The 22261-nt window shown below is 73.3% G+C and carries 21 protein-coding genes and 1 pseudogene; 13 read left to right on the forward strand and 9 right to left on the reverse strand.

Features of this window, described 5'->3' with window-relative positions:
* Positions 1-208 precede the first annotated feature (208 nt).
* Positions 209-1531, reverse strand: coding sequence for a glycoside hydrolase family 6 protein (locus AOK09_RS12730; RefSeq protein ID WP_407675395.1), 1323 nt, complete (start codon positions 1529-1531; stop codon positions 209-211).
* 79 nt (positions 1532-1610) lie between these two features.
* Positions 1611-2144 (reverse strand): annotated as a pseudogene (locus AOK09_RS12735) (glycoside hydrolase family 6 protein); the annotation flags it as partial.
* On the opposite strand from AOK09_RS12735, the gene AOK09_RS12740 reads away from it, so the two are divergent.
* Complete coding sequence (locus AOK09_RS12740; RefSeq protein WP_407675396.1) at positions 2029-2466, forward strand: macro domain-containing protein; 438 nt, start codon at positions 2029-2031, stop codon at positions 2464-2466. The pseudogene AOK09_RS12735 and the gene AOK09_RS12740 overlap by 116 nt on opposite strands.
* Before the next feature lie 298 nt (positions 2467-2764).
* On the opposite strand, the gene AOK09_RS12745 is transcribed toward AOK09_RS12740, so the two are convergent.
* On the reverse strand, positions 2765-3598 hold the full coding sequence (locus AOK09_RS12745; protein ID WP_175609294.1) for a class I SAM-dependent methyltransferase: 834 nt from the start codon (positions 3596-3598) through the stop codon (positions 2765-2767).
* 180 nt (positions 3599-3778) lie between these two features.
* Between AOK09_RS12745 and mshA the strand changes: the two genes are divergently transcribed.
* A complete protein-coding gene (gene mshA, locus AOK09_RS12750; RefSeq protein ID WP_055587278.1) occupies positions 3779-5218 on the forward strand; it encodes a D-inositol-3-phosphate glycosyltransferase in 1440 nt (479 codons plus the stop codon).
* Between the two features lie 9 nt (positions 5219-5227).
* A complete protein-coding gene (locus tag AOK09_RS12755; protein ID WP_055587279.1) occupies positions 5228-5743 on the forward strand; it encodes a type III secretion system chaperone family protein in 516 nt (171 codons plus the stop codon).
* A 4-nt stretch (positions 5744-5747) separates the two neighbouring features.
* On the opposite strand, the gene AOK09_RS12760 is transcribed toward AOK09_RS12755, so the two are convergent.
* Positions 5748-7094 carry an MDR family MFS transporter gene (locus AOK09_RS12760; protein WP_055587280.1) on the reverse strand — a complete coding sequence of 449 codons (1347 nt, stop codon included), beginning with the start codon at positions 7092-7094 and terminating at the stop codon, positions 5748-5750.
* A gap of 155 nt (positions 7095-7249) precedes the next feature.
* On the opposite strand from AOK09_RS12760, the gene AOK09_RS12765 reads away from it, so the two are divergent.
* Positions 7250-8008 carry a phosphoglyceromutase gene (locus AOK09_RS12765; protein ID WP_055587281.1) on the forward strand — a complete coding sequence of 253 codons (759 nt, stop codon included), beginning with the start codon at positions 7250-7252 and terminating at the stop codon, positions 8006-8008.
* A 194-nt stretch (positions 8009-8202) separates the two neighbouring features.
* On the opposite strand, the gene AOK09_RS12770 is transcribed toward AOK09_RS12765, so the two are convergent.
* Positions 8203-8808, reverse strand: a complete 606-nt coding sequence (locus tag AOK09_RS12770; RefSeq protein ID WP_157875877.1) for a P-loop NTPase family protein — start codon at positions 8806-8808, stop codon at positions 8203-8205.
* A 374-nt stretch (positions 8809-9182) separates the two neighbouring features.
* Here AOK09_RS12770 and AOK09_RS12775 point away from each other — a divergent pair, with 374 nt between their 5' ends.
* The gene (locus tag AOK09_RS12775) at positions 9183-9626 is read left to right on the forward strand and encodes a cytidine deaminase (RefSeq protein WP_055587283.1); all 444 of its coding nucleotides are present in this window, start codon (positions 9183-9185) and stop codon (positions 9624-9626) included.
* A 162-nt stretch (positions 9627-9788) separates the two neighbouring features.
* Here AOK09_RS12775 and AOK09_RS12780 read toward each other — a convergent pair whose 3' ends face one another.
* The 3 genes from AOK09_RS12780 to phoU all read right to left on the reverse strand — a co-directional run bounded on the left by AOK09_RS12780 (position 9789) and on the right by phoU (position 11716).
* Complete coding sequence (locus AOK09_RS12780; protein ID WP_055587284.1) at positions 9789-10535, reverse strand: DUF4328 domain-containing protein; 747 nt, start codon at positions 10533-10535, stop codon at positions 9789-9791.
* A 193-nt stretch (positions 10536-10728) separates the two neighbouring features.
* Positions 10729-10893 carry a hypothetical protein gene (locus AOK09_RS40100; protein WP_157875878.1) on the reverse strand — a complete coding sequence of 55 codons (165 nt, stop codon included), beginning with the start codon at positions 10891-10893 and terminating at the stop codon, positions 10729-10731.
* Positions 10894-11050: 157 nt separating this feature from the next.
* Positions 11051-11716 carry a phosphate signaling complex protein PhoU gene (phoU, locus tag AOK09_RS12785; RefSeq protein ID WP_055587285.1) on the reverse strand — a complete coding sequence of 222 codons (666 nt, stop codon included), beginning with the start codon at positions 11714-11716 and terminating at the stop codon, positions 11051-11053.
* A 290-nt stretch (positions 11717-12006) separates the two neighbouring features.
* On the opposite strand from phoU, the gene AOK09_RS12790 reads away from it, so the two are divergent.
* Both AOK09_RS12790 and AOK09_RS12795 read left to right on the forward strand, forming a co-directional pair.
* Positions 12007-13299: a sensor histidine kinase gene (locus AOK09_RS12790; protein WP_055587286.1), complete on the forward strand. Its 1293-nt coding sequence runs from the start codon at positions 12007-12009 to the stop codon at positions 13297-13299.
* On the forward strand, positions 13296-13988 hold the full coding sequence (locus AOK09_RS12795) for a response regulator transcription factor (RefSeq protein WP_055587287.1): 693 nt from the start codon (positions 13296-13298) through the stop codon (positions 13986-13988). Before AOK09_RS12790 ends, AOK09_RS12795 begins: the two co-directional genes overlap by 4 nt.
* A 91-nt stretch (positions 13989-14079) precedes the next feature.
* Here the strand turns inward: AOK09_RS12795 and AOK09_RS43150 are convergent, their stop codons facing one another.
* Positions 14080-14847, reverse strand: a complete 768-nt coding sequence (locus AOK09_RS43150; protein ID WP_055587288.1) for a hypothetical protein — start codon at positions 14845-14847, stop codon at positions 14080-14082.
* Between the two features lie 472 nt (positions 14848-15319).
* Here AOK09_RS43150 and AOK09_RS12805 point away from each other — a divergent pair, with 472 nt between their 5' ends.
* The 6 genes from AOK09_RS12805 (at position 15320) to AOK09_RS12830 (ending at position 22193) form a co-directional block, all read left to right on the forward strand.
* Positions 15320-15802, forward strand: coding sequence for a CarD family transcriptional regulator (locus AOK09_RS12805; RefSeq protein WP_014136563.1), 483 nt, complete (start codon positions 15320-15322; stop codon positions 15800-15802).
* Positions 15803-16196: 394 nt separating this feature from the next.
* Positions 16197-16967 (forward strand): 2-C-methyl-D-erythritol 4-phosphate cytidylyltransferase, encoded by a 771-nt coding sequence (ispD, locus tag AOK09_RS12810; RefSeq protein ID WP_079063002.1) that lies wholly within the window; start codon positions 16197-16199, stop codon positions 16965-16967.
* Positions 16957-17454, forward strand: coding sequence for a 2-C-methyl-D-erythritol 2,4-cyclodiphosphate synthase (gene ispF / locus AOK09_RS12815; RefSeq protein WP_055587289.1), 498 nt, complete (start codon positions 16957-16959; stop codon positions 17452-17454). Before ispD ends, ispF begins: the two co-directional genes overlap by 11 nt.
* A gap of 353 nt (positions 17455-17807) precedes the next feature.
* Positions 17808-19205 carry a cysteine--tRNA ligase gene (gene cysS / locus AOK09_RS12820; protein ID WP_055587290.1) on the forward strand — a complete coding sequence of 466 codons (1398 nt, stop codon included), beginning with the start codon at positions 17808-17810 and terminating at the stop codon, positions 19203-19205.
* Positions 19206-19291: 86 nt separating this feature from the next.
* Positions 19292-20290 (forward strand): 23S rRNA (guanosine(2251)-2'-O)-methyltransferase RlmB, encoded by a 999-nt coding sequence (rlmB, locus tag AOK09_RS12825; RefSeq protein ID WP_055587291.1) that lies wholly within the window; start codon positions 19292-19294, stop codon positions 20288-20290.
* A 313-nt stretch (positions 20291-20603) separates the two neighbouring features.
* Positions 20604-22193, forward strand: coding sequence for a DoxX family protein (locus AOK09_RS12830; protein ID WP_245687266.1), 1590 nt, complete (start codon positions 20604-20606; stop codon positions 22191-22193).
* Positions 22194-22261: the final 68 nt, after the last annotated feature.

Below are 22261 nucleotides of genomic sequence, written 5' to 3' on the forward strand. Positions count from 1 at the left end.
GCCCGGGGGCCGGCGGGGGACGCCCGTTCCCTCCCGCCGGCCTCCCCGAGCCGGGCCGGTCCGCCGGAGCCCCCCGCCGCACCCCACGCCTCCACCCGGGCCCCGGTGCGGCGGGGGGCTCCGGCGGACCGGCCTGTGGCTCGGGGAGGCCGGCGGGAGGGAAAGGGCTGCCCTCGGCGGACCTCGGGCAGCCCTCGGGGGGCTGCGGCTACTTCACGCCGGCCTCGGAGGCACCGTTCCCGGGCCGGGCCAAGGGGGCGAAGCCCAGGGCCGGGCTGGCGTTGCGCACCAGCGACAGGGCCTGCTCGGGCCACCAGGCGCCGGCGGCCGGGTCGACGATTCCGTACTCCGGGTCGACGGTGCCCCCGGGGATGCTGCGGTTGCACTGCCCGTCGGACTGGCCGACGGTCTTCACCCACAGGTAGGCGTCGGCGAGGGGGAAGCCGGTGTCGGCGGTGGGGCGGTCACCGATTCCGCGTCCGGGCGCGTTGCACCAGACCTGCGGGTCACCGGCGTACTTGCCCGCCGGGGGAGTCCAGGCACCCTGGCCGTTGCGGCTGGTGTCGACGACGAAGTGGGCGAGTTCGCCTGCGGGCGCGGTGCCGACGTTCTGCTGGAACCACTGATCGGTCCAGTGCCAGGTGCTGGGGTCGTCGGCGTTGACGGAGTTCCCCGGCTGGCCGTCGTTGGGGGCGGCGGGGGAGTAGTACTGGCTGGCGCACCAGTCCGCGTGACCGCGCGCCCAGTCCGGGCCCTTGCTCGCGAACCAGACGCAGTTCGACACCCAGGTGCCGTAGTGGTCCAGCAGGTCCGTGGAGAAGTAGTTGGACACGTTCAGCGAGAAGCCCTGGGTGCGTTCGACCCCCGCCTGCAGCAGGCGCTGCGCGATGGCGCCCACGCTCTGCCAGTGGCTGTTGCCCGCGTCCAGGTAGACGGTCGTGTTCGGCTGCTGCTCCAGGACGTCGACCGCGTAGTTGAGATCCGCGATGCGTCCCGCCGTGAGCGTCCCCGTGGGGTCGCTGTCGGCGGAGCAGTCCGAGGGCAGGTTGGCCAGGGCGTCGGGTTCCAGGACGACCAGCGCCCTGCTCCGGCCGATGCCGCGGGCCAGCCCGGCGATCCACGCCTGGTAGTCCGCGTCGGACTGCGCGCCTCCGGCCGAGTACTGGGAGCAGTCCCGCAGGGGGATGTTGTAGGCGACCATGACCGGGACCGTGCCGGTGCGGTCCGCGCGGCGGACCAGGGACCGGGTCTGGTCCTCCACCTCGGCGGGGGTGCCGTCGGTGAACCAGTGGGCTTCCGGCCAGGTGGCGAGTTCGGCCATGGCCTTGGCGTCGGCGAGGTTGTGGTGCCGCAGGTCGGTGACGGCCTGCTTGGCGGCGTCGCTGTCCGGGTCGACGTAGAACCGGGTGCCGGCGGGCAGCGTGTGGCCGGTGGCCTCCTGAGCCGGTGTCTGAGCCTGCGCCGGGGCGGCGACGGCCGCCAGAAGGGCGGCGATACCCAACGACATCAGGGAGCGTGGGACATGGGGCATCATGCGGGCTTCTCTTCTCTCGGAGCGTGAGTGGTGCCGGGCCGGCCCAGGGCCGGCCCGGCACGGTGTCGATCCACGGTCAGTAGCCGTAGACCATCTTGTAGGCGACCTCCGGCAGGAACTGTCCGGCGGTGCTTCCTGAGCCGGTGCCGCAGTTGCCGTCGGACTCGCCGGGAGTCTTGACCCACAGCAGCATCTCGGCGCCACCGCCCAGCTGCGTGGGAGTGCCGATCTTCCGGCCCGCCGGGTTGCACCACGTGCCGTCGGACCCGTTGCCGTTGCGGCTGGTGTCGATCACGTACGGCTTGGTGAACCCGTTCGCCGACTGCAGGGAGGCGTTGACGGCGTTGCCGTACGCGGTGTTCTGCGCGGTGGTGTAGAAGTTGGACACGTTCAGGGAGAACCCGTGGGCGCCGCTCAGCCCGGCCGCCGCCAGGTGCTGTGCCATGGTCGAGGCGCTGATCCAGCCGGGGTTGCCCGCGTCCAGGTAGACCCAGGTGTTGGGTGCCTTGGCGGTGAACTGCGCGATGGCGTTGCGCAGCAGCGAGTCGCGGGCGGAGACCTGGGCCGCGGTCATGCAGCTCTCGTCGCCCAGCGAGTCGGGCTCCAGGACGACCACCGCGGGCCGGCTGCCGGCGCGCTGGGTGATCCACACCGTGGGGCCGGTGTACCGGTCGGAGGTGGACAACTCGGCGCTGCTGGTGTCCTGCTACCGGGAGTCGCTGCGGGTGGCGGACGGGCTGGGTGCGGAGACGGTGGCCTTCCCCGCGGTCTCCGCAGGCATCTACGGCTGGCCGGTTGAGGATGCCGCGCGGATCGCGCTGACCACGGTGGCGGCGGCGGGGGCCGCTGTGGCGGAGGCGCGTTTCGTGCTGTTCGGGGCGGAGACCTTCGAGGCCTTCCGCGAGGTCATGGTGGTGCAGGGGCTGGGATGATGACGCTTCGTCAGGGATCGGCGGGTGATCCCTGGGGGTCGTGCTCATGTTCCCATCGTGGCGGGTGGGACCGTCAACACGCCAGCACTAATCGATAACTCGTTCGAGTGATTCGCTCGATGCCTGGTCAGCGCGGCCGCACACCGGCCGGCGTCCGCCCCGCCGTACTCCGCCCATGAGTGCCTGGCCCATGCGTACGTCGGCCCGTCCCCGCCGCTCGCCGCCCGCCGCTCCGCCGGGTGCAGCACTCCGCCGCCGCGCCGCTCAGGGCACCGCACCGCTCTGCCCTCCGCACTGCTCAGGGCGCCACCGCGCCCCACTCCACCGTCACCTCGCCCAGCCGCCACCGCCCCGGCGGGCCCACCAGCGGCCAGCCCTTCGCCAGCGCCGCGCAGGAGGCCGCCCAGCGCTGCCTGGCCCCGAACGCCGCATAGGGCGCCGCCGCGGCCCAGGCCCGGTCGAAGTCCGCCAGGAAGGAGTGCACCGCCTCACCCGGCACATTGCGGTGGATCAGCGCCTTGGGCAGCCGCTCCGCCAGTTCACCCGGCCGTTCCAGCCCCGCCAGCCGGGCGGCGAAGGTCACCGTGCGCGGTCCCTCCGGCCCCAGCGCCACCCACACATGCCGCCGCCCGACCTCGTCGCAGGTGCCCTCCACCAGCAGCCCGCCCGGCGCCAGCCGCCCGCAGAGCCGCTCCCACACCGCGGCGACCTCGGCCTCCCCGTACTGGCGCAGCACATTGGCGGCACGGACCAGCAGCGGCCGCCCCCCGCCGTCCAGCGGCATCTCGAACCCGCCCCGCCGGAAGGACAGGCCCGGCGGGCGGGCGTACGGCAGTGCCGCCGCCACCCGCTCGGGTTCGATCTCGATGCCCACCACCCGGATGTCGGGGCGCACCGCCGCCAGCCGGGAGTGCAGTTCCACCGCCGTCCACGGCGCGGCCCCGTAGCCGAGGTCCACCGCGGTCGGCGGGGCGGCGGCCCGGCGCAGCTGCGGGCCCAGCGCGGCGGCGATCCAGCGGTCCATCCGCCGCAGCCGGTTGGGGTTGGTGGTGCCCCGGGTCACCGCTCCGATCGGGCGCGACGCCCGGCCGCGGGCAGCGGACGGCGACGGGTCGGGGGAGGTGGGGGCCATGCCAGGCAGCGTACGCGGAAGCAGCCGCGCCCCCGGACGCCGGTCACGTTTTGGTCACGGGGAATCCGGTGGGCCGCCCCGGTGGTTGGTATCCGGTTGACGCGTAGTCGTGGCCCGCCAGGGCGACGCCCGCGCCGACTGCCGGGCAGCAGCGGTGGGGGAGAAGACAGGAGGACACAGGTGAGCCAGCACCCTGCACGGCCGGTACGGCGCGGGCAGCAGCAGCGTGGCCGTCTCAACCCCTTCCAGACGCTCGCCCCGAGCCGGCGCCCCCGCCGCCCGCGGAGAGTGGCGATGCTGAGTGTGCACACCTCACCGCTCCACCAGCCGGGCACCGGCGACGCCGGCGGTATGAACGTCTACATCGTGGAGCTGTCCAAGCGCCTGGCGGAGCTGGGCGTGGAGGTGGAGGTGTTCACCCGGGCCACCTCCTCCGACCTGCCGCCCACCGTGGAGCTGGCGCCCGGAGTGCTGGTCCGCCATGTCACCGCCGGGCCGTACGAGGGACTGGTCAAGGAGGAGCTCCCCGCGCAGCTCTGCGCCTTCACCCACGGGGTGCTGCGGACCGAGGCCGGGCTGCGCCCCGGCCACTACGACCTGGTGCACTCCCACTACTGGCTCTCCGGCCAGGTCGGCTGGCTGGCTGCCGACCGCTGGGGAGTCCCCCTGGTGCACACCATGCACACCATGGCCAAGGTGAAGAACGCCGCCCTCGCCGAGGGCGACACCCCCGAGCCCGCAGCCCGGGTGATCGGCGAGACCCAGGTGGTCTCCGCGGCCGACCGTCTGATCGCCAACACCGACGACGAGGCCGCCGAGCTGGCCCTGCACTACGACGCCGACCCCTGTCGGCTCGCCGTCGTCCATCCCGGCGTCAACCTGGAGGTCTTCCGGCCCGCGGGCCCGCCCGACCAGGGCCGTGGCAGCCCGGTCGACGAGGCGGCGGTCCGCGAGGGCCGCCGGGCGGCCCGTGCCCGCCTGGGCCTGCCCGCCGAGGCCACGGTGCTGCTCTTCGCCGGGCGAATACAGCCGCTGAAGGCCCCGGACGTGCTGCTGCGGGCCGTGGCCGTGCTGCTGGAGCGCGACCCCTCCCTCCGTGAGCGGCTGGTGGTCCCGGTCGTCGGCGGCCCCAGCGGCACCGGGCTGGCCCGCCCGGAGAGCCTGCACAAGCTCGCCGCCCAGCTGGGCATCTGCGACATCGTCCGCTTCCATCCGCCGGTCGGCCAGCCCGCGCTGGTCGACTGGTACCGGGCCGCCACCGCGCTGGTGATGCCCTCGCACAGCGAGTCCTTCGGCCTGGTCGCCCTGGAGGCGCAGGCCTGCGGAACCCCCGTGGTGGCCGCCGCGGTGGGTGGGCTCCCGGTCGCGGTGCACGACGGCCACACCGGCTTCCTGGTGAACGGGCACGACCCGCACGACTGGGCCCGTGTGCTGCAGCGTTTCCTGGACCACCCCGACCTGGGCGAACGGCTGGGCGCCGCAGCGGCCCGTCGCGCCGCCCGCTTCGGCTGGGGCGCCTCGGCGGAGGCCACCGCCGAGGTCTACACCCAGGCGATGGCGCGTGTCGGGGGTGACCCGGGCCGCGGACCCTCCCGGCTGCGCAGGGCCGCCGCGCGGTAGCGTCGGTCCATGGCCACCAGCAGCGACACCGCCCTGGAGATCCTTCGCAGCGCACTCGACGAGGCCGGCGTGGAGTGGGAACCCAGCCCCACCGATCCGCGCACCCTGGTCGCCAAGCTGCCGGGCACCCGCAAGCTCTCCACCACGTGTGCGCTGCGGGTCGGCGACCACACCCTCTCGGTGAACGCCTTTGTGCTGCGGCGGCCCGACGAGAACCACGAGGGCGTCTACCGCTGGCTGCTGGAGCGCAACACCCGCCTCTACGGGGTCGCCTATGCCGTGGACCGGCTCGGCGACGTCTATCTGGTGGGGCGGCTGCCGCTGGCCGCCGTCACCGCGCAGGAGGTGGACCGGCTGCTGGGCACCGTGCTGCAGAACGCCGACGAGCCCTTCAACACCCTGCTGGAACTGGGCTTCTCCTCCGCCATCCGCCGGGAGTGGGAGTGGCGTACCAAGCGCGGCGAGTCCACCCGCAACCTGGAGGCCTTCACTCATCTGGCCGCCCCGGAGTCCGGCCAGGGCTGACGGTTCAGGAGGCGGGCTCCGCGGCGGCCGGCACCGGTACGGCGCCCGCCGCCACGGTGGAGGGCACCGCCGGGCGGCTGCGCACCAGCAGTCCGTAGCCCACCGCGGCCAGCGTGCCCAGTACGGCGCATGACCCCCAGACCGCGCCGCCGCCCGCCCGGTCCAGCAGGAATCCACCGACCGCGGGGGCCACGAAGGACGCCCCCGACCAGGAGAGCGAGTACACCCCCTGGTAGCGGCCGCGGGCGTCGGCCGGTGACAGTTCGGCCACCAGCGCCATGGTGGTCGGCGCCTGGATGATCTCGCCGACCGTCCACACCGCCACCGTCATGGCGTAGAAGGCGGCGGTGTGCGCCAGGGCGGTGAGACCGAAGCCCCAGCCGGTCAGCAACGCCGCCGCGACCAGCAGGGCCGCCCGGCTGCGGCCCGCCGTCAGCCGGGTCACCGGGATCTGCAGCAGCACGATCAGCAGCCCGTTGAGCCCGATGACCAGGCCGTACTGGGTGGTCGACAGCCCGGCCGCGCCCATGTCGACGGCCAGGGTGGTGCTGCCCTGCTGGGCGACCAGCGCCACCATGAAGGTGAGCCCCACCAGCGCCATGAACGGGCCGTCGCGCAGCACCCGGCCGAGACCCGTGCGGGTCCGTCCGGTGCCGGTGCCGGTGCCGGAGACGGTGCCGGACGGTCGGGCGCTGTCGGCCGCGGATGCCGGACGACCGGTCTCCGGCCTGGTCTCGGGCACCCTGGCGAACACCACCAGGGCACAGAGCAGGGTGGCTGCGGCGTCGGCGAGGAAGAGCAGCAGATAGCCGTGCGCGGCGACCAGCCCGGCCACCGCGGCGGAGACCCCGAAGCCGATGTTGACGGCCCAGTAGTTGAGCGAGAATGCCCGCACCCGGTCCTCGGGCGCCACCAGGTCGGCCATGATCGCCGAGACCGCGGGACGGGAGGCGTTGCTGGTCAGCCCGAGCAGCAGCGCGGTGACGGCGATGGCGACCTGGCCCTGCGCCAGCCCCAGCAGCACGGTGCACGCCGCGGTGCCCAGCTGGGCGCCCAGCAGGGTGGGCCGCCGGCCGATGCGGTCCGCCAGCACTCCGCCGACCAGTGCCGCCACGGCGCAGCCCAGCCCGTAGACCGAGGCGACCAGCCCGGCGTAGGTGGCCGAGTAGCCGCGCCCGGCGGTCAGATACAGGGCGAGGAAGGTGACGACGAAGCCGCCCAGCCGGTTGACCAGGGTGCTGGTCCACAGCCACCAGAAGCTGCCGGGCAGCCCTCCGGTGGTCTCGGCCACCGCGCGGCGCAGCCCGGATCGGGGCGTCGGTCCGGGGCGGGAGGGCGGTGCGGCTGGCATGGGAGGGCTCCGGAGCGCAGAAGTGGGCAGCGGGTTGCGCTGAACGCGACAGGGTGCACCGCTCACCAGATAGGTAAGTGGTGTATCAGTCGAGAGGATGTTACTCGGCGGGGCTCCGATGCATCCAGCCGATATCCCTCGTTTAGGCTGTGACCATGGCTGACTCCCCGTACCGACTCGTGCTGCTCCGCCATGGCGAGAGCGAGTGGAACCAGAAGAACCTCTTCACCGGTTGGGTCGACGTCGACCTCAACGCCAAGGGCGAGACCGAGGCCGCGCGCGGCGGCGAGCTGCTCGCCGCCGAGGGCCTGCTCCCCGACGTGCTGCACACCTCGCTGCTGCGCCGTGCCATCCGCACCGCCCAGATCGCCCTGGACAAGGCCGACCGCCACTGGATCCCGGTCCGCCGCAGCTGGCGGCTGAACGAGCGCCACTACGGCGCCCTCCAGGGCAAGGACAAGGCGCAGACCCTCGCCGAGTTCGGCGAGGAGCAGTTCCAGCTGTGGCGCCGCTCGTACGACACCCCGCCGCCGGTGCTCGAGGACGGCGCCGAGTTCTCCCAGGCCGCGGACGCCCGCTACGCGGAGATCCCCAGCGAGGTGCGTCCGCGCACCGAGTGCCTCAAGGACGTCGTGGTCCGCATGCTGCCCTACTGGTACGACGCGATCGTGCCGGACCTGGCGGCCGGCCGCACCGTACTGGTCACCGCGCACGGCAACAGCCTGCGCGCGCTGGTGAAGCACCTCGACGGCGTCTCGGACGAGGCCATCGCCGGCCTCAACATCCCCACCGGCATCCCGCTGCTCTACGAGCTGGACGCCGACTTCAAGCCGCTCACCCCCGGCGGCCGTTACCTGGACCCGGAGGCGGCCGCGTCCGCCATCGAGGCCGTGAAGAACCAGGGCAAGAAGTAATCGGAATCGTGATCACGCCCCCGACCTGCGCATATGGCGCGGGGCGGGGGCGTTTTCACGGCCTGGGCCCTCTGTGGGACCTCAGTGAGGCGGGTCCTGCGGCGGTCGGAGTGCCTCACCGAGTGCCTTCCGGGCCCGGTCCCGGCTACTCGACATGAGGTGCGCGTACCCGGCCCTCGCCTAGCTGGTCAGCCCTACTCGTGAACGGCCCTTCCCCCACGCTCGACACAGTTGGCCCACCAGGCGGCCACAGCCTTTGTGCTCTGCAGATGGACCAAGTGCACGTGGCCGTACTCAGGCCGGTCCAGCAACTCCGGAATCACCGAGCGGTACTTCTCAGGTTCGCGCCAGGCCGAGTGGAATAGCCGGTCGCGCCAGGCCGCCCGCAGCGATTGTCGACAGCCGGGAAAGACCTCCTCGCGTCGCACGACCTGCCGGACAGTCCTTCTGAGAACCCGTGAGAAGGAGACTCGGCGCGGCAGGTCAAGCCACACAACGGTGTCGGTTTGAGCCCACACCAGATCAACAACATGCCTGAAGTAGCTGCCCGCGATGATCCAATGCTCGTTGGCAAGCACCTTCTGCGTCCGCTCACGGAACACGCTGAGGTCGGCACGACTCCAAGCCGGTCCCCAGAACAGCAGGTCCAGGTCTGTGACCGGTGCCTCCAGGGCCTCCCCCAGGGCCCTGGCCAACGTGGTCTTGCCGGACCCGGCAGCCCCCACCACCACGATTCGCTTGATCATCTGGTTCAGGGTGCCAATGTCCCGGTTCCAAATCAATGCCCACAGCAGCGCCACCGGCCGCATCACCCATCATCCGCCATCCTCGCTCACACGCTCAAGGGCGGCAGCCTGCCGAGCGAACGATCAAGCAATCAGCTACTGAAGTCCGGGCCGGGGGGCATCGCTGGGCCCTCAATGGGCCCTCCGAGGGCGACAAGCGATGGCCAACAACGACCAGTGATGACAGCTCGGCCGCAGGTCAGCGGGAGTCCGTGTCCCGCTGACCTGGTCACAAAAACAGGCCCGCCAGACCCAGGGCAAGAAGTAACCACCGGTACTGATCAAGCCCCCTGTCCGCGGACTCTCCGCCGGCAGGGGGCTTTTTCACGCCGAGGCGGGCGTCCTTCCCGGGGCCGGGCGGTGCACAGGGCTCATGACACCCTCCGTGCATGGGACTCGACCAGGCGCTTGTGGACGCGGCCGTGGAACTCATGGACCGGCGCTGGCCCGCGGGTGAACCCGGCGGCGCCGCCGCCGTGCGGCTCGCCGACGGATCCATCCTGACCAGCGTCGGCCTCGACAACATGAACGGCTCGGTCGCGCTCTGCCAGGAGACCGGGGCGTTCATCCAGGCCTACACCCTGGACCGGACCGTCGCCGCCTCGGTCTGCGTCAGCCGTGACGGGGAGCGCGGCCGGATCCTGATCCTGCCGCCCTGCGGCGTCTGCCAGGAACGGCTCGCGCTCTGGGGGCCGTCCGTCGAAGTCGCCGTCCCGCGGGAGGACGACCCGACCCGCTGGGAGGCGCGCACCCTCGCGGAAGTGAACCCCTACTACTGGGGCCGGCAGTTCGCCGAGGGGCGGTGGCCCTCCCGGGCGCAGCACTCCGAGTGACCGCAGGGGCCGGACGGCGGCGGTCCTGACGAGGACCGCCCGCACTCTCGCGCCCCCGGCTCCGGTCCGGCCAGGGCGGCCTTCGGGCCCCGTCACTTACAGGGGTGTGTCCAGCGACCGCGCCGCACGCGCGGCGCCGTCGCCCGAGTGCGGGCCCGGGGGTCAGCGGTCCGGCGGCCTGCGGGTGGCGAGCCTGCGCACCGGACGGTCGGCGGGGCGCGCCACGGGGCCCGGCCGGAGAGGTCCGGCGGCGGGTGCCTGCGGCGCCGGCAGCGTCGGCGGCCGGTGGTGGGGGAGCGGGGGCACGCCGAAGGGGTGGCCCCGGTCGAGCCGGGCGCGCTGCAGGGCGGTGATCCGCTGGACCACCAGGACCGCCAGCACGGCTGCGGAGACGTTCAGCATCTCCAGCAGCCCGATCACCGCGAGCGACTCCCGGCGGCCCGCCCAGGAGAACGCCACGGCCGCGCCCTGGTGGGCCAGCCAGGCCGCCCACCAGGCGTTCACCAGCGCGCTGCCGCCGCCGTCGGACGGCTCCCGGCCCGGCATGTCGCGGCTGCTCGCCCGGCTCACCTCCAGGGTGACCCGCCGGGGTATCCACCACATCGCCACCGGTATGAACCAGCCGACCACGGCCCAGCCGGGAGAGAGGGCGGCCGGGTCCGGCGAGAAGGCCTCCGCGTTCCGCCGGGAGCGGTGCAGCCACCGGATGAAGAGCAGTGCCGCAACCAGGTACAGCCAGACCGACACCTGGGACAGCAGGCTCGCCTGCGGCCCGAGGCCGGAGTCCGGGTGGAGCCGGTGCGCCCGCAGGGCCAGGGCCTGGAGCGGGTCCACCAGCGCGACCGCTGCGACGGCCGCCTGGGCGGACCGGGCGAGGGGCCAGCCGGCGCGGGCACCGGGATACGGCATGCGGGGTCCTGTCTGCGGGGTGCCGTACGGGCGGTGGCGGGCGGCGACGGCGGTGATCGGATGGCCGCAGTGATCATAGGGGCGGTCCGCCCGCTGGGTGAGCGGTTTCCGCGACCAGGCCCGGTGCCCCGGAACATGCGCCGACGGCCCGGCCACCGTGGAGGGGTGACCGGGCCGCCGGGTGCGGGCGGGGTCAGCCGCAGCCGCCGCCGCAGCGGCAGCTGCCCCCCGACTTGCAGCCGCAGCTGCAACCGGAACCACAGCCGCAGACTGCGACCAGCGGCAGCGGGATGCCCGACGTGTCGGAGGCGGGCGGTTCGATCGGGGTGGCGTCGACAGGGGTGGGGGTTTCCTTCATCCGTGGACCCTCCTTGTGCGGACATGCCGGGTATGGACACGTCTGATCACCGATTGAAACGGCGGTCTCCACGGAGCGTCAACGGCGCGTCGGCGCGGGGCGGACCGGAGCCCGTGACCCCGGCGCCCCCGGCGCCGGGGTTTAGCGGACCTCGCGGTCAGCGGTTCTCGGGGGTGAACTCGTCGGCGTGCTCACCGGTCACCAGGAACACCACCCGCTTGGCCACCGAGACCGCGTGGTCGGCGAACCGCTCGTAGTAGCGCCCGCAGAGGGTGACGTCCACCGCGGTCTCGATGCCGTGCTGCCAGCGGTCGTCCAGCAGATGGGCGAAGAGCTCCCGGTGCAGCTGGTCCATCTCGTCGTCGTCGCGCTCCAGCTCCAGCGCCGCGTCCACGTCCTTGGTGGCGATCACCAGTCCGGCCTTGGCCACCAGCCGCTGCGCCAGCTGACCCATCTCCAGGACGGTGCTGTGCAGGTCGCGGGGGACGGCGGAGTCCGGGTAGCGCAGCCGGGCGAGCTTGGCGACATGGCGGGCCAGGTCGCCGGAGCGCTCCAGGTCGGCGCTCATCCGCAGGGAGGTGACCACGATCCGCAGGTCGGTGGCGACCGGCTGCTGCCGGGCCAGCAGGTCGATGGCGCGGTTCTCCAGCTCGTGGTGGAGGTTGTCCACCTTCTCGTCGGCCGCGATCACGCTCTCGGCGAGCCCCAGGTCGGCGTCGAGCAGCGCCGTGGTGGCCCTGCCCATCGCGGACCCGACCAGCCGCGCCATCTCGACGAGGCCGTCGCCGATCGAGTCGAGCTCCTCGTGGTACGCGTCGCGCATTGTCGTCCTCCCGGCTGCCGCCCCGGTGGTCACGGAGGCGGACGAAGCAGTGTGTCGCATGGGTCGCGGCGGGCCCGGCTGGCCAGGTCCTGCCGGCCGCCGGGCGCGGGCCCGGCGGCTGCCGCCAGAGGTGCTGGGCGGGTGCAACCCAGGGTGCGCCGCCCGGGCGACCCGGCATCGCTCACGGAGTGAACCATCGGCCACCTGAAGGTGAATTCTCGGCAACCAGTCGCCGATCGCTGCCTTCCGGCCTTGGGGCACGTCAGCGCGGTGCGCTTACGCTGGGCGGCATGGACGTGAACGTGGCCGCCGCCGCAGCCTGTGCCATGGCCGGGCTCGGCGTCGGCCTCACTGCCTCGCTCACCTTCCGGTGGAGCGAGCGCGAGCAGGCGCGCAACCGGGCCGGGGCCATCCAGCACGAGACCCCGCTGCCTCCGGGCGTGGACACCGTGCTCTCGGTACTGCGCTCCTGCGCGATCGTGCTGGGCGACGGCGACGAGGTCGTCAAGGCCAGCTCCTCCGCCTATGCGATGGGGCTGGTGCGCGGCGGCCGGATGGCCATGGACGAGATGCTGCACCTGGCCCGCACCACCCGCCGGGACGGGGAGATCCGCCAGGTCGAGCTCGACCTGCCCAAACCCGGCCTCACCAGACCCGGCGGGGACCTCTTCGCGGTCTCCGTACGGGTCGCCCCGCTGGGCTCCCGGCTGGTCCTGGTACTGGTGGAGGACCTGACCGAGGCCCGCCGGATCGAGGCGGTCCGCCGTGACTTCGTGGCCAACGTCAGCCATGAGCTCAAGACCCCGGTCGGCGCCCTGTCCCTGCTGTCGGAAGCGGTGCTGGACGCCAGCGACGACCCCGAGGCGGTACGCCGCTTCGCGGGCCGGATGCAGATCGAGTCGACCCGGCTGACCAGCCTGGTCCAGGAGATCATCGACCTCTCCCGGGTCCAGGACGACCAGCAGCTGCCCGACCCCGAGCCGGTCTCGGTGGACGAACTGGTGGCCGAGGCCATCGACCGCTCCCGGCACCAGGCCGCCGCCAAGCAGATCACCATGGCGGCCGGCGGAACCAACAACCTCCATCTGCACGGCAACCGCGGCCAGCTGGCCGCCGCGCTGGGCAACCTGGTGGAGAACGCGGTCAACTACAGCACCCCCCGCACCAGGGTCGCGATCGCCGCCCGTACGGTCGCCGGGGTCGACGACAAGGGCTATGCCGACGGCACCGTCCTGGTCGAGATCTCCGTCAGCGACCAGGGGATCGGCATCTCCGAGAAGGACCGCGAGCGGATCTTCGAACGCTTCTACCGGGTCGACCCCGCCCGCTCCCGGGCCACCGGGGGTACCGGGCTCGGGCTCTCCATCGTCAAGCACGTCGCCGCCTCCCACGGGGGCACCGTCTCGGTCTGGAGCGTGGAGGGACAGGGGTCGACCTTCACCCTGCGGCTCCCGGCCGGAGCGGCCCCCGACGAGACCGGGGAGTCCGGCCGTCCGGGCTCCGCACCATCCCACTCCAAGGGCTCCACCCAGGTCAGGGAGCCCTCCCCCGCATCCATTCCTGCCCCGGAGGTCCTTCCGTGACCAGAGTGCTCGTCGTCGAGGACGAGGAATCGTTCAGCGACGCCCTGTCCTACATGCTCCGCAAGGAGGGTTTCGAGGTGGCGGTGGCCCCCACGGGGCCCGACGCCCTGGAGCAGTTCGAGCGCAACGGCGCGGACCTGGTCCTGCTGGACCTGATGCTGCCGGGGCTGCCCGGCACCGAGGTCTGCCGCCAGCTGCGGGTCCGTTCCAGCGTCCCGGTGATCATGGTGACCGCCAAGGACAGCGAGATCGACAAGGTGGTCGGCCTGGAGATAGGGGCCGACGACTATGTCACCAAGCCCTACTCCACCCGTGAGCTGGTCGCCCGGATCAGGGCGGTGCTGCGCCGCCGGGGTGAGGAGAGCGGGGCGGCCGCCGCTGGTGGACCCGGTGCGCTGGAGGCCGGTCCGGTCCGGATGGACGTGGACCGGCACGTGGTGACCGTGGACGGCGCCAAGGTCGATCTGCCGCTCAAGGAGTTCGACCTGCTGGAGATGCTGCTGCGCAACGCCGGCCGGGTGCTCACCCGGATGCAGCTGATAGACCGGGTCTGGGGGGCCGACTACGTGGGTGACACCAAGACCCTGGACGTGCACGTCAAGCGACTGCGGGCGAAGATCGAGCCCGACCCGGGGGCGCCGCGCTACCTGGTGACGGTCCGCGGCCTGGGCTACAAGTTCGAGCCCTGACCGGGCCCGGGTGCCTCGCCGGACCCGCCTCGGCACGACGCCCCCGGGAGCAGCTGGTGCTCCCGGGGGCGTCGAGGTGTGGAGGGGGTGGTCAGCCCTGGCCGCCGGTGGCGCCACCGGCCGTGGCGGACGCGCCGGCGCCCGCCGTGGCGGTGCTGCCGCTCCGGTGGACGGCGTGACCCGCGGTGCTGGTGCCTGCGGCGTTGGTGCCCGCGGTGCTGGTGCCTGCGGCGTTGGTGCCCGCGGTGGCCGTGGCGGTGCCGGTGGCCTGCGGGTTCGTCGCGCCGGCTCCGGCGGCGGCGCCGGTCGCGGCGCCGGTGGGCGGTGCCGTCGGGGTGCTGGGCGCGGTGGGGGCGAACGGGGCGTAGTCGCCGCGGCCGGTGACCACCGCGGCCTGCGTGGTGACGGTACCGGCCGCGTCGAAGCCGAAGGTCACCTTGGCGTAGCCGCCCTCCTGCACCGTGGCGTCGGGCACCTGCGCACGCGGCTGGCCGGGGCCGCCGAGCAGCAGCGAGCCTCCCGCCGGGATGGTGATCTGCGGTACCCGTGCGCCGTCGGGGCCGACGAGTTCGGCAGTCCCGGCGTCGCCCACGGTGATCGCCTTCAGCACCTCGGCGGTGGAGCCCGAGTTGCTGATGTTGACGCTGACGGCCGCCGGACGGGTCTCGGTCTCGGCCGCGCCGGCGCCACGGGTGACCAGCAGGATGTTGTTCAGCCGGAGGTTGTCACCGATCGAGGTCGCCGCATTGTCGGGCTGGACCTGCAGTGTCGCCGCGTCGTTGCTGGCGGCGCAGGCGGACAGGGGAGCGATCGCGAGGACGAGAGCGGCGATGGCGCCGTTCCGAAGGCTGCGGCTCACGGCGGCGGTTTCTCCTTGGACGGGTACAGGCGGGGCAGTACGGGCTTAGGTTACCGATCGTCTTCTTTCGCCTCTCATGGGGTGGGGCCGTGTCGCCCCGGGGCGCCCGTACGGCGCTGTGACACGCGGCACACCGCGCGCGGTGTCCGGGACCGGCGTGTGCGTCCGAAGTGCGCCTGTACGCCCCGAGCTGTGCATCTGCCGTTCATCCGGTGCGGAAGCGCTGCTCCGGATGACTGTCGGAACACGAACCGGGCGCGGCCGAAAGGCAAGATCGAAAAGGGGTTTCCGCGATGTTTCTGTGAGTCGCCGAACCGCTTCCCACCTGCGGGAAGCCCATCTCGAACTGGGGTCGCAGCACGCCACAGGGGCGGTTGTCAAGCCCTGAGACCGGCCCTGACCTGCGAAAACGCCCTTCGGATACGGCGGAACACGTGTTATTCTGGAAAGCCACGGAAGGGGTACCTGTCACATGACGTTCAAGGTTGGCGACACCGTGGTCTACCCCCATCACGGGGCCGCGCTGATCGAGGCCATCGAAACTCGCCAGATCAAAGGTGTGGACAAGACCTACCTGGTGCTCAAGGTGCAGCAGGGCGACCTGACGCTGCGCGTGCCCGCGGAGAACGCAGAGTTCGTAGGCGTGCGCGACGTGGTCGGCCAGGAGGGTCTGGACCGGGTCTTCGAGGTGCTGCGTGCACCGTACACCGAGGAGCCCACCAACTGGTCCCGACGCTACAAGGCCAATCTCGAGAAGCTGGCCTCGGGTGACGTCATCAAGGTCGCGGAGGTAGTGCGCGATCTCTGGCGTCGCGAGCGCGAGCGCGGACTCTCCGCCGGTGAGAAGCGAATGCTGGCCAAGGCCCGCCAGATCCTGGTGAGCGAGCTCGCGCTCGCTGAGAACACCAACGAGGACAAGGCCGAGACTCTGCTCGACGAGGTCCTCGCCTCCTGAGCGACCCCGGACGGTGCCCTCGGTGACCACGGTCTCCGGGGTCGCTGCCGACAGCCGTTGTCGCCTCAGCGCCCGTGTGCGGTGCGCCCTGCCAGCAGGGGCGCGGCGCTCCGGGCGCTGAGGCGTACCCGGTTGTGCGTACGCCGCCCTGCGGTGGCCGGCTTCCGGCTCACGCTGCCCGGTCCCGCCTGAGCGGTCCAGGTGCGGCGCGCCGATACCGGATGCGCCGTACAGGTGTACGTGGTGCTGGTGGTGCCGCGTTGCTGATGGTGGTGCGCGGGCCCACGCGCTCGGCCGCCTCTCCCCGACCCGCCCACTGCCCGATCCCCCGTGCCGCCCGGGCCGACACGGAAGGGATACTCGCACTGAGGCGAACGGCCCGGTCCGGCACGCCTTGGCCATACCCACATCGCCGAAGGAACGAAACCTGAACGCCGCAGCAGTGGTTCCCGCCGCCGGGCGGGGCGAACGACTGGGCCCCGGTGCCCCCAAGGCCCTGCGTGAACTCGGCGGGGTCCCCATGCTGGTGCACGCGGTACGAGCACTGGCCCGCTCACGTGCCGTCGACCTGGTCGTGGTGGCCGCGCCGCCGGACGGCGTGGCCGAGGTGGCCGCGCTGCTCGGCGACCACGAACTCCCCCGCGGGGAGATCCGGGTGGTCGCCGGCGGAGCCACCCGTCAGGAGTCCGTACGCCTGGGCCTGGCGGCCGTCCCCGAGGACGTCGAGGTGGTGCTGGTGCACGACGCCGCCCGCCCGCTGGTCCCCGTGGAGGTGGTGGACGCCGTGGTCGAGGCCGTCCGCGGCGGTGCGGACGCCGTCGTCCCCGCCGTGCCGCTCGCCGACACCGTCAAACGCGTGGAGCCCCGTACCGACGGCGCCCCCGAGCCGGTGCTCGACACGCCCGACCGGGCCTCGCTGCGCGCGGTGCAGACCCCGCAGGGTTTCCGCCGGGCGACGCTGCAGGACGTGCACGAGCGGGCGCTGACCGACGCGTCGCAGGGCGCGCTGCCCCAGATCACCGACGACGCCGGGATGGTGGAGCGGTACGGGGGCCGCGTGGTGGTCGTCCCCGGACACGGCGAGGCCTTCAAGGTCACCCGCCCCCTGGATCTCGTCCTCGCCGAGGCCGTACTCGCCCGACGGAGGGCCACCGATGGGTTCTGAGCCGCCCCTGCCGCTGCCCCGGGTGGGCATCGGCACCGATGTGCATGCCTTCGAGGCCGGCCGGCCGCTCTGGGTGGCCGGCTTGGAGTGGCCCGGCGCCGAGGCCGGGCTCGCAGGGCACTCCGACGGGGACGTGGCCGCCCACGCCGCCTGCGACGCGCTCTTCTCGGCGGCCGGACTCGGCGATCTGGGCGCCCACTTCGGCACCGACCGCCCGGAGTGGTCGGGCGCCTCCGGGGTGCGGCTGCTGGCCGAGGCGGCCAGGATCGTCCGCGCCGCCGGCTTTGAGATCGGCAATGTCGCCATCCAGGTGGTGGGGGTCCGCCCCAAGATCGGCAAGCGCCGGGCGGAGGCCCAGGAGGCGCTGTCCGCGGCGGCGGCCGCGCCGGTGTCGGTCTCCGGCACCACCACCGACGGCCTGGGCCTCACCGGCCGGGCCGAGGGCCTGGCGGCGATCGCCACCGCGCTGGTCTACCCGGCGCGGTAGCCCGGGCCCGGCCGACCATCCCCTCGGCACCCGGGGATCCCCCGCCGGGCGTCGCACACCGGACGGATCGCTCCGGCCGCTCGCGGCCTCGCGACCGCAGGCGGCCGAAGTGTCCGGACTGCCGTGACCGGCCCGACACCCCACGCCGCAGCGCCCGATGTGCCCTCCGGGAGTACCGGGCCGAGGACCACGGCAGGGACGGCCCCGACACCGTCCGCGTGGTGGTGCGGATCCGGCCCGTCAGGGGCTTCGGGCACCTCCGACCGGCCCCTGGCCGGATCGCAGCGGACCCGTGACCGCCCCGCGGCGGATTCGTCGCGGGGCACCGCCGTTTTCCCACTACGCTTGACGCTGTGAGTATTCGCCTGTACGACACCAGCACCCGCCAGGTACGCGACTTCGTCCCGCTTGTGCCGGGGTGTGTCTCGATCTACCTGTGTGGCGCGACCGTGCAGGCCGCACCGCACATCGGCCACATCCGTTCGGGCCTCAACTTCGACGTGCTGCGCCGCTGGTTCGCCTACCGCGGCTACGACGTGGTCTTCTGCCGGAACGTCACCGACATCGACGACAAGGTGATCCAGAAGGAGCACGAGCTCGGCCGGCCCTGGTGGCGGATCTCCTACGCCAACGAGCGCGCCTTCAACGACGGCTACGCCGCCCTCGGCTGCCTCCCGCCCACCGTGGAGCCGCGTGCCACCGGCCATGTGCCCGAGATGATCGAGATGATGCGCGTCCTCATCGAGCGCGGCCACGCCTATGCCTCCGAGGGCAACGTCTACTTCGACGTGCGCTCCTTCCCGGACTACCTCTCCCTCTCCAACCAGGAGCTGGAGAACCTGCGGCAGCCCGGGAGCGACGGCGAGACCGGCAAGCGCGACTCCCGCGACTTCGCCCTGTGGAAGGCCGTCAAGCCGGGCGAGCCCAGCTGGGAGACCCCCTGGGGGCGCGGCCGCCCGGGCTGGCACCTGGAGTGCTCGGCGATGGCGCACAAGTACCTGGGCAGCGCCTTCGACATCCACGGCGGCGGCATCGACCTGATCTTCCCGCACCACGAGAACGAGATCGCCCAGTCCAGGGCGTACGGCGACGACTTCGCCAACTTCTGGGTGCACAACGCCTGGGTCACCATGGCCGGCGAGAAGATGTCCAAGTCGCTGGGCAACTCGGTGCTGGTCTCCGAGATGGTCCAGCGCTGGCGCCCGGTCGTGCTCCGCTACTACCTGGCCGCCCCCCACTACCGCTCCACCATCGAGTACAGCGAGGAAGCGCTGCGCGAGGCGGAGTCCGCCTTCGGCCGGATCGAGGGATTCGTCCAGCGGGTCGTGGAGCGCTGCGGCACGGTGGAGCCGGCCGCCGAGGTTCCGCCGGCCTTCGCCGAGGCGATGGACGACGACCTGGGCGTCCCGCAGGCGCTGGCGATCGTCCACACCGCCGTACGTCAGGGCAATTCGGCGCTCACCGCCGATGACAAGGACAATGCGGTGGCGCGTCTCGCTGAGGTCCGTGCGATGCTCGGAGTACTGGGACTGGATCCGCTCGACGAGATGTGGGCCGGCAACGAGCACGGCGACGACCTCCACGGGGTGGTCGACAGCCTGGTCCGCCTGGTGCTTGAGCAGCGGCAGGCGGCACGCGCCCGCAAGGACTACGCCACCGCGGACGCCATCCGCGACCAGCTGGGCCAGGCCGGCCTGGCCATCGAGGACACCCCGTCCGGCCCCCGCTGGACGATCAGCAGCACCGAGTAGCCCCCGCAGCATCCGCGGGAGCGAGGGTGGGCCGCACCGTCCCGGTGCGGCCCATCGCCATGACGAGAAGGACAGGACGTACACCCATGGCCGGCAACAGCCAGCGCAGGAACCGCCGCAACCCGGGGTCCAAGAAGGGCGCCAGTGTCGGTACCGGCGGCCACAGCCGGAAGGCACTCCAGGGCAAGGGACCCACTCCGCCCGCCGAGGCCCGCAAGGGCCACCCCAAGCAGCGCGCCGCCAACGCCGCCGCCAAGCGTGAGCGCGACGCCAAGTCCCGCGCGGGCATGCGCCGCAGTGGTGGCGGCGGCCGGGGCGGGCGCGGTGGCGCCGGCGCCGCCGAGCTGGTGGTGGGCCGCAACTCGGTGGTGGAGGCGCTGCGCGGCGGCGTCCCGGCGACCGCGCTCTATGTGATGCAGTTCATCGACACCGACGACCGGGTGCGGGAGGCCTTCCAGGAGGCCAACGACCGCGGCATCCCGCTGATGGAGGCGCCGCGTCCGCAGCTCGACCAGATGACCGGCGGCCTCAACCACCAGGGCCTGGTGCTCCAGGTCCCGCCGTACGAGTACGCCCACCCCGAGGACCTGCTGGAGACCGCGGCCGACGCCGGCGAGGACCCGCTGGTCGTCGCCCTGGACGGGGTCACCGACCCGCGGAACCTGGGTGCCGTGGTGCGTTCGGCCGCGGCCTTCGGCGGACACGGCGTGGTGGTCCCCGAGCGCCGCGCCGCGGGGATGACCGCCGGGGCGTGGAAGACCTCGGCCGGCGCCGCCGCCCGGCTGGACGTGGCCCGTGCCACCAACCTGACCCGCGCCCTGGAGGCCTACCAGAAGGCCGGTCTGATGGTGGTCGGTCTGGCCGCCGACGGCGAGGCCGAGGTGGGCGACCTGGAGGCGCTGGCCGGCCCGGTGGTGATCGTGGTGGGCTCGGAGGGCAAGGGCCTGTCCCGACTGGTCTCCGAGACCTGCGACCTGACCGTGCGGATCCCGATGCCGGGGGCCACCGAGTCGCTCAACGCCGGTGTGGCCGCGGGCATCGTGCTCTACGAGGCCGCCCGGCTGCGCGCCGCCGGCCGCGGCTGACCGGCGCCGGCCCGGCCGTACCCGCCGACCGGCGGGGCCGGCGGTCCGGTGCGTCCGGGGCGCCAGGAGTTGTTCCGGCGCCCCGCACGGAACAGGGGTTGTGCGGACCGGCGGTCGCGCCCCTGACGGTGCGCGACCGCCCGGGCGGCGCCGTGTGCGCCGCTCCGGGGCGGCGGGCAGCCGATCTTGCGCGGGAGGGTGTCCTAATCGGGTGTCACTCGGTTAGTGGTGTGTGGACACCAGAACACCTCCCCGATCCCAGGGGGGAAGCTCCGCCCGTATAGGTGAACCGCCCGAGCTGAGCACGGTCAAGGTGCCGAGCGATCCGGTGCGGCTCGGCGGCTCGCATGTCAGCTTCCGGGTGCGGTTCGCGGCTCCGGCCGCTCCGCTCATCGACGTGCCCGCGTACGCGCCCTCGTACGACGGGTCCTACACGCCGCCCTCGTTCGCCGGCTCCCCGGCGGCGGCGCGGCTGAGCACGGTCGGCCAGGCCGTGCCCCGCCGCAAGGGGCGGGTCACCGCCGTCACCTGGTCCGGACAGGCCCGCCCGGGCGATCTGGGGGCCACTCAACTGCTGGACGCCGTAAGGCTGGTCCCCCAGCCGTCCCTGGCGGAGGCCGGCGAGGAGGCCACCACCCGGGTGCTGCCCAGGATCACCGCCGCCCCGGGCCGCCCGCACGGCCCCTACAGTCGCAGCGTGCCGCAGCAGGGCGGCCCGCGAACGCAGTTCGTCCGCCCGCGGCCCGAGCCGGAGGAGTCCCCCTGGACCCCCGGCGGGGAGGAGTACCAGCAGCTGGAGGACGCCGCCTGGATGCACAGCGCGGCCGGCCTGGCGCACCACCACCGCTACCCCGGCCGCAAGGTCGACCTCGGCCTGGTGCTGCTGCCGCTGCGGGTCTTCCTCGGCTGCATCTCGGTCTACGCGGGCTTCAGCAAGCTGTGCGACCCCGTCTACTTCGACGGCGGCGACCGCGGCTCCATGATGCGCTGGCTCTCCTCGCTGCACCCCTGGAGCTTCGCCCAGCCGCTGCTGGACTTCGCCATGGCCCATCCCGTGGGCGCGGGGCTCGCCGTCTCCTTCACCCAGATCGTGGTCGGCGTGCTGTCCGTGCTGGGCCTCTGGCAGCGGGCCGCGGCCGCCGCGGCGACGCTGCTCTCGGTGGTGCTGCTGTTCACCGTCAGCTGGCAGTCGGTGCCCGCCTACGACACCCCGGACATCATCTATCTGGCGGCCTGGAGTCCGCTGCTGATCGCCGGGGCGCCGTTCGGCTCGCTCGACGGCAGGCTGGCGCTGGAGGCCTGGCGCCGGCTCGGCCCCACCGCGGCCGCGCACCGGATGCGGCGCCGGGTGCTGCAGCGCGGAGCCGTGCTCTGCGCGGTCGTCGTCGGAGCGACCCTGCTGCTGGGTTCGGTACTGGGCGCCGCGGTACGCACCGGCGGGGTCTCCACCACGGTGGTGCCGCACCCGTCCGCGCCGCCGACCGACTACGGCACCCCCACCTGGCCGGCCCGTTCCCCCGAGGGCGGCACCGGCGGGTCCGTACGGCCCTCCGCACCGTCGCCGTCCCGTCCGGCGACCCGGCGGCCCAAGCCTCGGACGTCCCTCCCGGGCCGCCCGGCCGGGACCGGCCGCACCCCGGCGCCCGGCAGGCAGCCGTCCGGTACGGCGCCGGGAGCGACCGGAAGTGCGCACCACGGTGGCACCGGCTCCGGGTCGACGCATCCGGCCTCGCCGGTCGGGGGGACCACCTCGACCCCCGGCGGGCAGCAGTCGACCCAGCCCAGGCCCTCGCACACCGGCGGAGCGGTGATCGGCGGCCTGCTGGGCAGTGGCACCGTCGGCGGGCTTCCGGTGCTGGGGATGGACGGCACGGTGCACGCCGCCCCCTCGGGCACGGCCTGACGGCGGCGCCCCCGCGCAACAGCGCGGCGGCCGTTCCCCTCCCGGCTCCGGGAGGGGAACGGCCGCCG

This window comes from Peterkaempfera griseoplana, assembly GCF_001418575.1.
GTDB classification, from domain to species: domain Bacteria; phylum Actinomycetota; class Actinomycetes; order Streptomycetales; family Streptomycetaceae; genus Peterkaempfera; species Peterkaempfera griseoplana.